General features: G+C 62.0%; 13 protein-coding genes. 6 read left to right on the top strand and 7 right to left on the bottom strand.

The features are described 5' to 3' along the window. Positions 1–165 precede the first annotated feature (165 nt). From ACTJKE_RS16470 to ACTJKE_RS16460, 3 genes are all read left to right on the top strand, one after another. Positions 166–840 carry a thermonuclease family protein gene (locus tag ACTJKE_RS16470; protein ID WP_440636132.1) on the top strand — a complete coding sequence of 225 codons (675 nt, stop codon included), beginning with the start codon at positions 166–168 and terminating at the stop codon, positions 838–840. Next, a complete protein-coding gene (locus ACTJKE_RS16465; RefSeq protein WP_113514114.1) occupies positions 833–1,471 on the top strand; it encodes a uracil-DNA glycosylase family protein in 639 nt (212 codons plus the stop codon). The genes ACTJKE_RS16470 and ACTJKE_RS16465 overlap by 8 nt, the downstream gene beginning before the upstream one ends. Positions 1,472–1,536: 65 nt before the next feature. Next, positions 1,537–2,025, top strand: coding sequence for an Lrp/AsnC family transcriptional regulator (locus ACTJKE_RS16460; protein WP_057248834.1), 489 nt, complete (start codon positions 1,537–1,539; stop codon positions 2,023–2,025). Positions 2,026–2,044: 19 nt separating this feature from the next. Here ACTJKE_RS16460 and ACTJKE_RS16455 read toward each other — a convergent pair whose 3' ends face one another. Further along, a complete protein-coding gene (locus ACTJKE_RS16455) occupies positions 2,045–2,746 on the bottom strand; it encodes a DNA alkylation repair protein (protein ID WP_058324056.1) in 702 nt (233 codons plus the stop codon). Then, positions 2,743–3,612: an NAD(P)-dependent oxidoreductase gene (locus ACTJKE_RS16450; RefSeq protein WP_057248836.1), complete on the bottom strand. Its 870-nt coding sequence runs from the start codon at positions 3,610–3,612 to the stop codon at positions 2,743–2,745. Before ACTJKE_RS16450 ends, ACTJKE_RS16455 begins: the two co-directional genes overlap by 4 nt. A 401-nt stretch (positions 3,613–4,013) precedes the next feature. On the opposite strand from ACTJKE_RS16450, the gene ACTJKE_RS16445 reads away from it, so the two are divergent. Further along, positions 4,014–4,982 carry a DMT family transporter gene (locus tag ACTJKE_RS16445; protein WP_057248837.1) on the top strand — a complete coding sequence of 323 codons (969 nt, stop codon included), beginning with the start codon at positions 4,014–4,016 and terminating at the stop codon, positions 4,980–4,982. A 205-nt stretch (positions 4,983–5,187) separates the two neighbouring features. On the opposite strand, the gene ACTJKE_RS16440 is transcribed toward ACTJKE_RS16445, so the two are convergent. Continuing rightward, on the bottom strand, positions 5,188–6,015 hold the full coding sequence (locus ACTJKE_RS16440; RefSeq protein ID WP_057248838.1) for a class I SAM-dependent DNA methyltransferase: 828 nt from the start codon (positions 6,013–6,015) through the stop codon (positions 5,188–5,190). A 203-nt stretch (positions 6,016–6,218) separates the two neighbouring features. Here ACTJKE_RS16440 and ACTJKE_RS16435 point away from each other — a divergent pair, with 203 nt between their 5' ends. After that, positions 6,219–6,944, top strand: coding sequence for a DUF2270 domain-containing protein (locus ACTJKE_RS16435; RefSeq protein WP_058328851.1), 726 nt, complete (start codon positions 6,219–6,221; stop codon positions 6,942–6,944). Positions 6,945–7,062: 118 nt separating this feature from the next. On the opposite strand, the gene ACTJKE_RS16430 is transcribed toward ACTJKE_RS16435, so the two are convergent. From ACTJKE_RS16430 to ACTJKE_RS16415, 4 genes are all read right to left on the bottom strand, one after another. Next, on the bottom strand, positions 7,063–7,329 hold the full coding sequence (locus tag ACTJKE_RS16430; RefSeq protein ID WP_057248840.1) for an usg protein: 267 nt from the start codon (positions 7,327–7,329) through the stop codon (positions 7,063–7,065). Between the two features lie 165 nt (positions 7,330–7,494). Beyond that, positions 7,495–8,325 (bottom strand): ABC transporter permease, encoded by an 831-nt coding sequence (locus ACTJKE_RS16425; RefSeq protein ID WP_057248841.1) that lies wholly within the window; start codon positions 8,323–8,325, stop codon positions 7,495–7,497. After that, positions 8,322–9,125 carry an ABC transporter permease gene (locus ACTJKE_RS16420; RefSeq protein ID WP_057248842.1) on the bottom strand — a complete coding sequence of 268 codons (804 nt, stop codon included), beginning with the start codon at positions 9,123–9,125 and terminating at the stop codon, positions 8,322–8,324. The genes ACTJKE_RS16425 and ACTJKE_RS16420 overlap by 4 nt, the downstream gene beginning before the upstream one ends. A gap of 168 nt (positions 9,126–9,293) precedes the next feature. After that, positions 9,294–10,076: an ABC transporter substrate-binding protein gene (locus tag ACTJKE_RS16415; protein ID WP_058324058.1), complete on the bottom strand. Its 783-nt coding sequence runs from the start codon at positions 10,074–10,076 to the stop codon at positions 9,294–9,296. 417 nt (positions 10,077–10,493) lie between these two features. Between ACTJKE_RS16415 and ACTJKE_RS16410 the strand changes: the two genes are divergently transcribed. Beyond that, positions 10,494–12,818, top strand: coding sequence for an OmpA family protein (locus tag ACTJKE_RS16410; protein ID WP_440692019.1), 2,325 nt, complete (start codon positions 10,494–10,496; stop codon positions 12,816–12,818). Positions 12,819–12,947 lie beyond the last annotated feature (129 nt).

Genomic DNA, 12,947 nt, shown 5'->3' with positions numbered 1-12,947 from the left:
CGTGTGTGAAGGATTCGACAACCATTATGGCGCGGTGGTGTCCATGGGCCAAAAGTTGAGAGCCGGCACATGAGGTTCCGCCTCTAAGTTTTTGGAATCGTCGATGTTTGTGATGCGGTCCCGGTTCGATCAGGGAGCGCGCGTAGCGATAAAGGTGCAGGAAACGTGAAATCGGGCTGGGCGAGATACCGCTTCACCGGCGGGCGAGGCGGAGGGTCTTCGGGGCGATCGCGATCGGCCGGCCGTGGCGGCATGCTCGGCGGATGGATCATTCTTCTGCTGCTTTCGATCGTTGCCTATTACGCCGACAAGCTGCCCGTGGGGGAGCGTGCGGCGACCGGGGAGGCGCGCGGAGCGGCGTCGGCGAGCGACGGCGACAGTCTTCGCCTTGACGGCAAGCGCATCCGCATCGAGGGGATCGATGCGCCGGAACTCGACCAGAGCTGCGCGCGCGACGGCGAGACCTGGGATTGCGGCCGCCAGGCGCGCGATCGCCTGAGAGCGCTGATTTCCGCCGGCGATGTCCGCTGCCGCTTTCATGGCCGCGATCGGTACGGTCGCGATCTCGGCACATGCGAAGCGGGCGGGCGGGACATTGGCCGTGAGATGGTGCTCTCCGGCTATGCGGTCAGCTACGGGCGCTATCAAGCGGAAGAGGCGCGGGCAGAGAAAGAGCGGCGCGGCATCTGGGTCGGCACGTTCACGACCCCGCAGGAATGGCGCCGCACGAATGACCATCCGGACGAGGGGCCGCATCTGGTCGATGGTTGGCTCGAGACCATAAGGCGCTGGCTCATGGAGCGGCTGACCGCCTTGTTTGCGGGTATCGGCAATGCCTGAGAACGATGTCCCGGACCTGGAGCGGCTGAGAGCAGAAATTGCCGCCTGCCGCATCTGCCGCGACAGTCCGCTGCGTGGCGACGACGACCGCCTGCCGCATGAGCCGCGACCGGTGGCGGTGATCTCGACCACGGCACGCATCCTGATCGCAGGACAGGCGCCCGGGCTTCGTGTGCATGACAGCGGGTTGCCGTTCAACGATGCATCCGGCGATCGGCTCCGCCAATGGCTGGGGGTGGACCGCGAGAGCTTCTACGATCCGGCGAAATTCGCGATCGTGCCGATGGGCTTCTGCTTTCCCGGTTATGACGCCCATGGCAGCGACCTGCCGCCGCGTCGGGAATGCGCGCCGCTCTGGCGGCAGCGGGTGATGGATCAGATGCCGCAGGTCGAGCTGGTGCTGGCGATCGGGCATTATGCGCAGCGCTGGCACATCGGTCCGGAATGCCCGAAATCGATGACGGAGACGGTAAAGGACTGGCGGCGCTACGCGATGCGCAATGCGGATCCCGCCATTCTGCCGCTGCCGCATCCGAGCTGGCGCAACACCGGCTGGCTGAAGCGCAATCCCTGGTTCGAGGCCGATGTTCTGCCGTTCCTGCGGGAGCGGGTTCTTATGCTCACAATCTGAAACAATTTTCTTTATCTTCACCAATTTCGCGCTATAGAGGGAAAAATAATTCGAGAGGGACTTTCATGGACCGCCTAGACCGCAAAATCCTGCGCCTGTTGCAGGAGGATTCCACGCTGGCCGTTGCCGACCTTGCCAAGAAGGTGGGACTTTCGACCACGCCGTGCTGGCGGCGCATCCAGAAGATGGAAGAGGACGGCGTCATCCGCCGCCGTGTCGCCCTTCTCGATCCGGTGAAGATCAACACCAAGGTCACGGTGTTCGTGTCGATCCGCACAAACTCGCACTCGATGGAATGGCTTCGCCGCTTCTCCGAAGTGGTGTCCGAGTTTCCCGAGGTGGTCGAATTCTACCGCATGAGCGGCGACGTCGACTATCTTCTGCGCGTGGTCGTGCCTGACATTGCCGCCTACGACGCATTCTACAAGCGCATGATTGCCAAGATCGAGATCCGTGACGTCTCTTCTGCCTTCGCCATGGAGCAGATCAAGTACACGACCGAGCTTCCGCTCGATTACATGATGATCGACCAGGCGAAATCCGCCGAGGATTGAGGCGCCTGCGCTAGCGGGCTCAGCTTTGATCGAGACCAAGCCGCGCGAGCACCTTGTCGCTCTTAAGTTCGCGAACCGCGTCCTTGCCCGTCCAGCGGGCGGCGCGGTTTGCGCTTTCGGCCAGGCGCTCTGCGAGCGCCAGTGCAGGACCATGGCAGGCGGAATTGCGCTTGCCGATCTGTCGGAGCGCCCAGTTGACCGCCTTCTTCACGAAGTTCCGCTCGTCGGTTGCGTGCCGCTCGATCAGCGGCAACCAGTTCAGGAGCGTCGCGTCCGGTTCCTTCTTCAGGTGGACCGCAGCGGTCGCAATCATCGCGAAGGCGATGCGCCGGACGAATTCACGTTCGTCGGCCGCGAATTCCGGGATCAGTTCGCGCTCGAAGCGGGCGGCGATGAAAAGGTCGGCAACGGTGTCGACCACTTCCCACGAATTGCAATCGTCGCCCCAGCGGCGCGCCTCTTCCAGCGTCAGTTCTTTCGGGTCGGCGGTAAACGCGGCCAGGATGCGCGCCTCGCGGATGCCGGACTGCCAAAGCTTCAGCGCGCGGCGGTGATCCACCTTCACCTGCCGCGTCACCTTGTGCAGCTCGACATTGGAGAGCCCGAGGGCGGCTTCGGTGACGATGCCGAAGCGCGCCATGCCGGCGAGATTGTCTTCAGAGCCGAGCGACCGCAGGTGAGCGATGATCTCGTCTGCGGTCGAGGACGGGCCGAGGCTCATTTTTCGAGGCGGGCGAGCAACGAGGACGTATCCCAGCGGTTGCCGCCCATTTCCTGGACATCGCCGTAGAACTGGTCGACGAGAGCGGTCACCGGCAGCTTGGCACCGTTGCGGCGGGCCTCCGCCAGCACGATGTCGAGATCCTTGCGCATCCAGTCGACCGCAAAGCCGAAGTCGTACTTGCCGGCGTTCATCGTCTTGTGGCGGTTTTCCATCTGCCAGGAGCCGGCAGCACCCTTGGAGATGACGTCCACAACCTTCTCGATGTCGAGCCCGGCCTTCTTGCCGAAGTGGATGCCTTCGGCCAGTCCCTGGACGAGGCCGGCGATGCAGATCTGGTTGATCATCTTGGTGATCTGGCCGGCGCCGGCCGGGCCCATCAGGCCAACCATGCGGGCAAAGGCTTCGATGACCGGCTTGGCGCGATCGAAAGCCGGTTCATCGCCGCCGCACATGACGGTCAGTACGCCGTTTTCGGCGCCGGCCTGGCCGCCGGAGACCGGCGCATCGATGAAGTGAGCGGTGCGCGCCTTCGCTGCCGCATAGAGTTCGCGGGCGACTTCGGCCGAAGCGGTGGTGTTGTCGATGAAGACGGCGTCGGCCTTCAGCGTTTCGAAGGCGCCGTCCTTGCCGGTCGTTACCGAGCGCAGGTCGTCGTCATTGCCGACGCAGGAGAAGACGAACTCGGCGCCATCGGCGGCTTCGGCCGGTGTCCGCGCTGCGCGGCCGCCGAACTCGGCCGCCCATTTCTCGGCCTTGGCGAAGGTACGGTTGTAGACCGTCAGCTCGTGTCCGCCGCGGACCTTGAGGTGGCCGGCCATGGGATAGCCCATGACGCCGAGACCGATGAATGCGACCTTTGCCATTTTCCGAATACTCCCATTGCTTTCGCTTTGGTGTAGCCGATGGAACGGGAGCGGAAAAGAGTGCTGTTATGTGGCACAGGCCAGCAATGGTGACGAGGATGGCGTTGGCAGTTGCGTACCGCGAGCAGTCACCAGGTGCCTCAACTGCCGAGAAAACCCGCCCGCCGTACATTCTGGTACACATCTGCGCTCGCCAAACACACGCCGTATACATGGAGCCGCTCTAATCCAGCGACGTTGGCCCCGAAGTTGAAGTCCAACGCGCCCTTCCAGGCACAGTTCGCTCAATTGCTAGGTCGTTCAAGCGCCGACTTCCAATCTGGAAAAGGTGTTTGTCAAACACATGCATGGCGGACCGTGAAGGGAAGCATTAGCGTCCGAAAAACCAATGAGGCCGGACTATGGACAAGAGTTTCTACGTAGGCGTTCTTGCCGCACTCTTCGCGGCCTTCGCCTTTTCGCTCAACTTCGTTGTGCCTTTCATCATCGGCGACTACTCCACCTTTGATTTTGCTCTTGTCCGTCATGTGGTCTCGGCTCTGGTCGGCCTCTGTATTCTGTTTTCGGATCGGGGGGTGATACAACACCTGACGCTCCGAAACTGGCTTTCAGCAATCTGGCTCGCCTTCATCGGCTACGTCGGCTACTTCCTGACGGTGACAGGAGCTGCCATCTTTGCTGGGCCGGTGATTGCTCCCGCCTTTCTCGGTTTGGTTCCGCTCGTTCTGATGGTGGTCGGCAACCAGCGGCAGGGATCGGTGTCATGGCAATCCCTGACGGTGCCTCTCATGCTGGTGCTGCTCGGTCTTGTTTTCGTCAATGGCACAGCGTTCACGGCAGAGGGACTGGAATCCGTCCGTTCCTTCTGGATCGGTGTTCCGCTGGCGCTTGCGGCGGTGGCATTGTGGGTCTGGTTTGCGATTGCCAATCAGGCCGCCTTGGCCGTCCGACCTGAAATGCCCTCCGGTGTGTGGTCCGCGCTTATCCTCGTTGGCGGAGGTATCTTGATGCTGGCCTTCTACCCGGCTGGAGCAGCGATGGGTCTCTTTCAGCTTCCAAAACTCGGTTTTGGGTGGCACGCCGCCGGCTCACTCTATCTTTGGGGTACATCCTTCGCGCTTCTGGCAACCGTATGCGGAGTGTGGGCGTGGAATGTCGCGTCTCGAACCTTGCCCGTTGCACTGGCCGCGCAATTGATCGTTTCGGAAACGGCATTTGGGGTCATCGGCGGTCTCGTCGTTCATGCTCGATGGCCGACCGCGATGGAAGCTGCAGGGATCGCGATCCTCATTGGCGGGGTCGTTCTGTCCGTCCGGATTTTCTACGAAAGGCAGTTTTCATTGGGCAAGACGGCGCTGGCGCACCAGTAAGGGCTCCGCGCCCGATCTTTGTCGGCGCCCAGTCGCTATGGGCCAAAAGGTGCGACTGGTGGCACCTGTTAGATAGCTCTCGAAAAGAGGGAAGGGCGCAAAGTGGGATGCGCCCTTTTCATGCGGTCATGCCGCGCCGCCTTCAGCGCCGCGGCACCCTATTTTTATCCTTACATAGCAGACGACTTAAGGAAGCTGCAGGTGATCAGGGCTTGAAGCGCGCGATCACCAGGTGGCCGGCGATCGGCTCGCCTTCTTCCAGACGCACGGTGATGTCGCCGACTTCGACGATCTCGAAACCGGTGGCGGCCAGGCGGTTGCGCAGGTAGCTCTCGGCGTGGGCGAAGCGCTGGTGCGGGCCGACCATGAAATCGCGGCCGGCGAAGGTCTCGGTTGGCAGGGTCTCGCTGGAGAAGATCAGCAGGCCGCCGGGCACCATGTTGTCGACCGCGCCGAAAAACAGCGCTTCGAGCGCGCCCATGTAGGGAAGCACGTCGGTCGCAACGATCAGGTCGAAGGGCTCGTCGTCGTTGTCGTCGAGATAATCGACCGCTTCGGCGACGTAGAGCGTCTCGTAGAGATCCTTCTCATGGGCGATCTCGACCATGTTTTCGGAGAGGTCGATGCCGGTGATGTCGTCGGCCATGTCGCGGAGCGCACCGCCGGTGAGGCCCGTGCCGCAGCCAAGATCGAGCACACGATCGAACGGGCCAAGCTCAAGCGCCTGCAGCCGCTGGCGCACGAGGAGCGGCACGCAGTAGCCGAGCTGGTCGACGAGCACGTTGTCGAACACTTCGGCATGCTGGTCGAAGAGGGTGGCGACATAGGCGTCAGGCGCCTTCACCGGCGTCTCGCCGCGTCCCATCGAGGCCAGGCGCACGGCAGCGCCGCCGTGGTCTTCCGGGTCGAGCGCCAGCACTTCGGCATAGGCATCGGCGGCGGCATCGAACTTGCCGGATTTTTCCAGGGAGAGGGCGCGGTTATAGGCTTCCGCCAGCGCTTCCTCGTCGATTTTCGTGCTCTTCTGGGTCATGGGCGCTTCTTACGTCCGCAGAGGCGCTTTGGCAATCGCCGTCGGCGATCGTTTACCGGAGCGGATTAATCGGTATCCGGACGACAAATAGGTTTTCATTGGCCTTTTGAACGAAAAACGGCGCCCTGCGACGCCGTCGGGATTTATCGGCGAGAGGAAAGGAGTCATCATCGCAAGCATAAGAAAAGACGGGAGGAACGCCGATGTCCGCCGAGCTCGGTCCGCTGATCATCAGTGGGGAGATCAAGGAGCCGAAGGGGCCGCCGCTGCCGCAAACATCCCAAGAGCAGATCAACGCGGTCGTGCATTATTACCGCGGTGAAATGGGCCGCATGGCCGGCTGGCGCGACCGTATCGACCGAACCTCGAACTGGGCTATCACTGTGGTTGCGGCGCTGCTTTCGGTATCGCTGTCGACGCCGACGTCACATCACGGCGTGCTGCTCTTCGCGATGCTGCTGATTACGCTGCTGCTCTTGATCGAGGCGCGGCGTTACCGCTTCTTCGATGTCTATCGCGCCCGCGTGCGGCAGTTGGAACGCGGATACTTCGCGCAAATCCTGGCGCCGGACGGCGCGCCGAACTTCAATTGGGCGGCGGCGATCGCCAAGAGCCTGCGCAAGCCGGCATTTCTGATGACCTATCGCGAGGCGCTCTGTCGGCGGCTGCAGCGCAACTATTGCTGGATGTATCTGATCCTGCTGCTGGCCTGGGCGCTGAAGATCTCCTCGCCGAAGATGTCGGCCAATGGCGAACCCTTCGGGCATGTGCGGTCCTGGACCGATGTCGCCGAGAATGCCGCACTCGGCCCTTTGCCTGGCTGGCCGGTGGTCCTGGGCGTTCTGCTGTTCTATGCGCTTGTCCTTTACGGCTCGCTGCACAGGGAGCCGCGTGAAGGCGAACTGGCGCATGGCGAGGTGCATGTCTGAGAGCGCATCGGCTGCAGCGTCCGCAACGCTGAGCGATCGCGGTTATCAGGGCTTGCCGATCGCAACGCCGGTAGCCTGACCGAAGGCCACCTTAGGCTCCTCGGTTTCGATCGGCGGTTCAGTGCAGAATGAACTCGCCTTTGAGCGCGCGCCATTCCGTCGCCGAGATCAGCTTGCGATGCACATAGCGCACCGAATGCAGCGGTCCATCCAGTTTCTCTTCCCAGAATTTCAGGAAGCTGCGCATTTCCGGAAAGTCCGGTGCCAGGTCGTAGTGCTGCCACACATAGGTCTGGAGGAAGGTTGGATGATCCGGCATGTGGTAGAGGATCTGAGCGGTCGTCAGGCCGTAGCCCTTCAGTTGCAGTTCCATTTCGTTCGTCATTAGGACCTCACTTCTCGCAAAGGTTGGTCTCTATGATGAAACGCCCGATTTCTTAATCAAGGGCTAATATTTGCCCTGAAATGAAACTTTCGTAAGAAATAACAAAAGCTTGGCAGCATCTCACGGAGAGTGCTGCCAAGCTTTGCTCGTCGGTGATTTCCGGAATCAGCGCTTGAGGTGACGGGTTAGCCGCGCTTCCAGCATGCTCCAGATGTTGCGCAGGATCTCGACCATGATCAGGTAGAGAATGGCCGCCCAGATATACATCTGGAAGTCGAAGGTGCGGGAAAAGGCGTAACGGGTTTCGCCCATCAGGTCGAAGACGGTGACGATCGCGACGATCGCCGAGCCCTTGATCATCAGGATGATTTCATTGCCGTAGGGGCGCAGCGCCACGATCATCGCCTGCGGCAGGATGATCTTCCAGAAAGCGACGCGCTCGGGCAGGCCAAGGGCGGCGGCACCTTCACGCTGTCCGCGCGGCACGCTCCCGATTGCGCCACGCAGGATTTCCGCCTGGTAGGCTGCGGTGTTGAGCGTGAAGGCGAAGAGCGCGCAGTTCCACGCATCGCGGAAAAACCACCACAGGCCGACCGTTTCCAGCTGCGGGCGGAAACTGCCGAGGCCGTAATAGATCAGGAAGAGCTGCGCGAGCAGCGGCGTGCCGCGGAAAAAATAAACATAGCCGTAGGCGAGCCACGACCAGAGCTTGTTCTTCGACATGCGGGCAAACGCGATCGGCAGCGACAGAAGGGCGCCGAGGACGATCGAGATCGAGACCAGCATCAGCGTGACGCCGAGGCCGGAGAGGAAGCGCGGACCGTATTTCGCGAATTTCTCCGGGTCCCAGCCATTGACGACGGTCAGGAAGATGCCGACGCCAAGCGCCAGCCAGACGCCGAGCGCGACGCTGCCGACGAAGCGGGTCAGCGTATAGGGCCTTGGCGGAACCGGAGGCGGGGCCTGCGGCGGGATCATCGTTGCAACAGTGCTCATCGGCCCATCTCCGCACGTTTGGTCCAGCGTTCCAGGTTCGCAAAGACGATCGAGGAAATCATCGCGAGGATCAGGAAGAGCACGCAGGCGACACCATAGAATTCAAAGGCTTGCTTGGTAACGCGGGCGGCGACGCCGGTCTGGCGCAGGATGTCGGTCAGGCCCACCACCGAGACGAGGGCGGTGTCCTTGAGCAGCGCCATCCAGAGATTGCCGAGACCGGGCAGCGCGATGCGCACGAGCTGCGGCAGGATGATGAGGCGCATGGTCCTGCCGCGATGCAAACCAAGGGCATCGCCGGCCTCGTATTGTCCATGTGGAATGGCCTTGAAGGCTGAGAGCAGCACTTCGGAACAATAGGCGGAGAACACGACGCCGAGCGCGATCATGCCGGCGAAGAAGGCGTTGATCTCCACGGGCCCCTCGTAGCCGAGCGTCGCCAGCAGCTGCTGAACGAGGATCTGCAGGCCGTAATAGACGATGAAGAGCGTCAGCAGTTCGGGCAGGCCGCGGAAGATCGTCGTGTAGATGTTGGCGGCCAACCGTATGGTGCGCTCTTCGGACTGCTTTCCGAGAGCGATGAAAAAGCCGATCAGCAGGCCGACGGGCAGCGTCGCGATGGCAAGGCTCGCGGTAACCACGAAGCCGTAGGCGATATCGTCGCCCCAGCCTGTGTCGCCGCAGGCCAGCAAGGTGCCGGGCGCCAGCCAACGAAAGACCCCGACGGGGCCGCAGAATGGATCGACGATCGATCCGATCCAGGAAAGGATGGAATAGAAGCCGGCAAACAACCCGCTCATGTCAGAAGTTTCCCCTTTGCGCCGTTTTTGTGTGTATCGATCGCGCTTTGTTTTAGGCTCTTGTCAAACAAAAACGGCGGAAGGGCAAGCCGTCCGCCGTTGCATTTTTCGCATGAACTGACGTTTCTCCGGCATGATTCACTAGGAAATCGCGCCGGATCCCGTCAATCAGCTGCCATAAACGTCGAACGGGAAGTACTTTTCGTTGATTTCCTTGTACTTGCCGTTGGCGCGGATCGCTTCGATCGCCTTGTTGAACTTTTCGCGCAGCGCGTCGTCGCCCTTGCGCACGGCAATGCCGGCGCCTTCGCCGTTGATGACGGGGTCGATCGGCAGCGTGCCGAGCAGCTTGCAGCAGGCACCGTCTGTCGACTTCAGCCATTCGGAGAGAACGACCACGTCGTCGATGACGGCGTCGATACGGCCGTTGGCGATGTCGAGCTTGTATTCGTCAGCCGTCGGATAGAGCTTGATGTCCGCACCCTTCATATGCGCTTCGGCATAGTTGGAATGGGTGGTGGAGCCCTGCGCGCCGAGCGTCTTGCCCGCAAGCGCTGCCTCGGTCGCCTCGGTGATCGGCGAATCCTTCGGCACGACAATTGCCGGCGGCGTGTTGTAGTACTTGTTGGTAAAGTCGACCTTTTCCTTGCGCTCGGCAGTGATCGACATGGATGCGATGATGGCGTCGAACTTCTTGGCGATCAGCGCCGGAATGATGCCGTCCCAGTCCTGCGTGACGAAGGTGCATTCGGCCTTCATTTCCGTGCACAGTGCCTTGGCGATGTCGATGTCGAAGCCCGTCAGCGTGCCGTCCGCTGCAAGGTTGTTGAAGGGCGGGTAGGCGCCTTCCGTGCCGATAACGACCTTTTCGCCGTCGGCCATGGCCGAGCTTGCCATGAGCACGAAAACGGCAGCCGATGCGGCGGCTGCCAGCCGCTTGGAAATACGCATGATAGTCCTCTCTGTTGGCCGACATCCGGTTTTTTGTTTTTCACGGATGCCAATTTCTGCCGGAGCGTTTGCCTCCGGTTGCGGCGATATTCGTACTCTTTTCCTGTAAAAATCAACAGGAAAGCGACGGTGCTCACCGGGAAAAGGATTTCGACCGCAGATTGTGGTAGCGGGTCGCGCAATGAACATGAACGGTGCGTTCAGCGCCGGTTAATCTTGCCTCCGCTAGCCCTTATCAAGGAACCGGCGCGTGGCTCGGGCATTGCACTTGACGGCGCGTGTCGTTGGCAACACAAAAAAGCCGGAACCTTGGGTCAAGGCCCCGTGAGTATTCGCGTTCGCACCCATTCTTAGCCGTGTCATACGCTGGGAAGAGGATGCGGGACCAGGACCTCCCAAGAAGAGGAAGGAAGACAAATGTCGATTCGATCCAAGCTGTTTGCAACCGTCGCGCTGCCGGTGCTGTCGGTGTCCGTCGCGGTTCCGCCCGCTGGCGCCGACAACCTGATGAAGCCATTCGAGGTTGCACAGGAGGGTGGCGGTCAGTCTGAGGAAGAGCTGCTGCTGCAGAAGCAGCGCCAGGCCGAAGAAGAGGCAGCACGCCAGGCGGCCGAACAGCAGAAGGCGGCCGAAGAAGAGGCTGCGCGCCAGGCTGCTGAGCAACAGAAGGCTGCCGAAGAAGAGGCTGCCCGCCAGGCCGCCGAACAGCAGAAGGCCGCTGAGGAAGAGGCTGCCCGCCAAGCCGCTGAACAGCAGAAGGCCGCTGAGGAAGAGGCTGCCCGCGCGGCGGCTGAACAACAGAAGGCTGCCGAGGAAGAGGCTGCCCGCGCGGCGGCTGAACAACAGAAGGCTGCCGAGGAAGAGGCTGCCCGTGCAGCCGCTGAACAGCAGAAGGCGGCTGAGGAAGAAGCTGCCCGCCAGGCGGCCGAGCAGCAGAAGGCCGCTGACGAACAGAAGGCAGCCGAAGAGCAGAAGGCTGCCGAAGAGCAACAGAAAGCCGCTGAACAGCAGAAGGCTGCTGAAGAGGAAGCTGCCCGCCAGGCTGCCGAACAGCAGAAGGCAGCTGAAGAACAGCAGAAAGCTGCGGAACAGGCTCAGCCCGGTACCTGCGTCGTACCGGAAGGTCAGGATGCATCGACCGCTTGCCCGCCGGAAGGCGGCAAGGCAGCCGAACAGCCTGCGACCACCGAGGAGCAGAAGGCCGGCGAGCAGCCGCCCGTGACCGAGGAGCAGAAGGCCGGCGAACAACCCGCGCCGACCGAAACGGCGCCGGGCACGGAGCCGCAACCCCAGACTGGCGAAGGCCAGCCAGTACCTGGCACGGAGCAGCCGCAGACCGGCGAGGGCCAGCCTGTGCCGAGCACCGAGCAGCCGCAGACCGGCGAAGGTCAGCCCGTCCCGGGGACCGAGCAGCCGGCGACCGCCGAGCAGCAGCCGCAGGTGCAGCAGCCGGTTCCGGAAGTGGTCGACACCCGCACCGAAGAAGAAAAGGTGAAGATCGCCGAAGACCCGGCGGCGACCGACGAGACCGTCGTTCTGCCGGTTGAAAACGGTGCGGCCGTGCTCGACAGCGACAAGGACGCCGACAATGCCGGCGGCAACCAGGCGCGCGAAGAGCGCCAGAAGCTGCGCGAGGAGCTGCGCGCCAAGGAAGAAGACGCGCCGGCGCCGGCAGACGATGCCGCATCCCAGGCTGCCATCACCGCCGAGACCCCGGCCGACCTGACGCAGAAGATCGAGGCGAACCTCAACGAAAAGGGCACGCGCGTCGATGAGGCGCCGGTCTTCGTGGTTCCGGAGACGACCAACATCGTCAACAACACCGTCATCAACAACACGGTGATCAACAACAACACGACCGTCAACAACGTCACCAACAACATCACCGAGGTGAAGGTCGTCGAGCAGGTCGACAACCGCGTGATCCTCGGCGTTGGCGACCAGATCTTCGTGCGTGGCGACGATCGTCCGCGCCTGCGCCACGATGCGGAAGAGACCTATTACGACGAACTTCCGCGCGGTCGTACCCGCGAAACCATCCTGCGTCCGGGCGGCTACCGGATCGTCACCGTCTACAACCGTTACGGCGACATCCTGCAGCGCTCGCGCGTTGACCGCGACGGCAACGAATATCTGATGATCTATGCGCCTGAGCGTGACGAAGGTCCGCGTCCGGCGATCATCGACGTCGGCTACGAACTGCCGCCGATGCGCCTGCGCATCCCGGTGAGTGATTATATTGCCGACGTTTCCGACGACCCGGACCGTGACTACTACGAGTTCCTGGCCGAGCCGCCGGTCGAGCGTGTCGAGCGCGTCTACACGATGGACGAGGTGCGTCATTCGGCCCGCCTGCGCGACAAGGTTCGCCGTATCGATCTCGATACGATCACCTTCCCGACGGGCAGCGCCGAAGTGTCGATGTCGCAGGCGAAAACCATGCGCAAGGTCGCGGCCGCAATGGAGAAGGTTCTGGCGAAGGATCCGGGTGAAACCTTCTTCATCGAAGGCCACACTGATGCCGTCGGCTCGGACCGCTCGAACCTCGTGCTTTCGGACAAGCGCGCCGAATCGGTCGCCTCCCTGCTGACCGAGGTCTACGGCATCCCGCCGGAAAACCTGGTGACCCAGGGCTACGGTGAGCGCTTCCTCAAGGTGCGGACTGAGGAGGCCGAACAGCAGAACCGCCGCGTCACCATTCGCCGCGTCACGCCGCTGGTCCGTCCGGTCGCGCAGCGCTAACAAAGTCGCCCAGCGCTGATAAAAGTCGCACTGCGCTGATCAAGCTTCGGGCAGGAATGTCCGAATAGCTCTAGGAAACCCGCCTCGCAAAAGGCGGGTTTCCGTCGTTTCACAGATCTCCAGCCTCTT

The sequence above is a fragment of the Ensifer sp. 22521 genome, from assembly GCF_052044795.1.
Taxonomy (GTDB): Bacteria; Pseudomonadota; Alphaproteobacteria; order Rhizobiales; family Rhizobiaceae; genus Ensifer.
Note: the sequence above shows the minus strand (reverse complement) of the source record. Positions and strands in the feature narration are given on the sequence as shown.

Coding starts and splice junctions, on each gene's coding strand:
- ACTJKE_RS16430 (WP_057248840.1), bottom strand. CDS start 7,329: ATGACGAACGAAATGGAACTGCAACTGAAGGGCTACGGCCTGACGACC.
- ACTJKE_RS16420 (WP_057248842.1), bottom strand. CDS start 9,125: ATGAGCGGGTTGTTTGCCGGCTTCTATTCCATCCTTTCCTGGATCGGA.
- ACTJKE_RS16435 (WP_058328851.1), top strand. CDS start 6,219: ATGTCCGCCGAGCTCGGTCCGCTGATCATCAGTGGGGAGATCAAGGAG.
- ACTJKE_RS16425 (WP_057248841.1), bottom strand. CDS start 8,325: ATGAGCACTGTTGCAACGATGATCCCGCCGCAGGCCCCGCCTCCGGTT.
- ACTJKE_RS16460 (WP_057248834.1), top strand. CDS start 1,537: ATGGACCGCCTAGACCGCAAAATCCTGCGCCTGTTGCAGGAGGATTCC.
- ACTJKE_RS16465 (WP_113514114.1), top strand. CDS start 833: ATGCCTGAGAACGATGTCCCGGACCTGGAGCGGCTGAGAGCAGAAATT.
- ACTJKE_RS16455 (WP_058324056.1), bottom strand. CDS start 2,746: ATGAGCCTCGGCCCGTCCTCGACCGCAGACGAGATCATCGCTCACCTG.
- ACTJKE_RS16415 (WP_058324058.1), bottom strand. CDS start 10,076: ATGCGTATTTCCAAGCGGCTGGCAGCCGCCGCATCGGCTGCCGTTTTC.
- ACTJKE_RS16445 (WP_057248837.1), top strand. CDS start 4,014: ATGGACAAGAGTTTCTACGTAGGCGTTCTTGCCGCACTCTTCGCGGCC.
- ACTJKE_RS16410 (WP_440692019.1), top strand. CDS start 10,494: ATGTCGATTCGATCCAAGCTGTTTGCAACCGTCGCGCTGCCGGTGCTG.
- ACTJKE_RS16440 (WP_057248838.1), bottom strand. CDS start 6,015: ATGACCCAGAAGAGCACGAAAATCGACGAGGAAGCGCTGGCGGAAGCC.
- ACTJKE_RS16450 (WP_057248836.1), bottom strand. CDS start 3,612: ATGGCAAAGGTCGCATTCATCGGTCTCGGCGTCATGGGCTATCCCATG.